Consider the following 281-nt stretch of genomic DNA (forward strand, 5'->3'; position numbering starts at 1 on the left):
CAATCCTTGCCCAGCCATTCATGGAAGGAGATCGGACCTTCCGTGGTGTCGGCCGTGAAGTCGGGGGCGATGTCTGCGATACGGAGTGACATTTGTTGCGTTCCTTTCCGGTTGGAATTCGATTGCGGCGCTAAATTAGGAAATCTATGTTCCGCCAGCGTTCCCCAGCGTTCCCTGCCTGGAGACGGATCTTGCTGATGGTGCTTCAATGCGGGTTTCGATCCATCTGCTCGGTCGCTTCGCCGTCAGCGTCGATGACCGGCCGATCCCTGCGGCCGATT

General features: G+C 57.7%; 1 pseudogene. It reads right to left on the reverse strand.

Annotation, left to right across the window (positions count from 1 at the left end):
• Positions 1–92 (reverse strand): annotated as a pseudogene (locus tag EN852_RS40340) (peroxiredoxin); the annotation flags it as partial.
• Positions 93–281 lie beyond the last annotated feature (189 nt).

It is taken from the genome of Mesorhizobium sp. M2E.F.Ca.ET.209.01.1.1, from assembly GCF_004010375.2.
Taxonomy (GTDB): domain Bacteria; phylum Pseudomonadota; class Alphaproteobacteria; order Rhizobiales; family Rhizobiaceae; genus Mesorhizobium.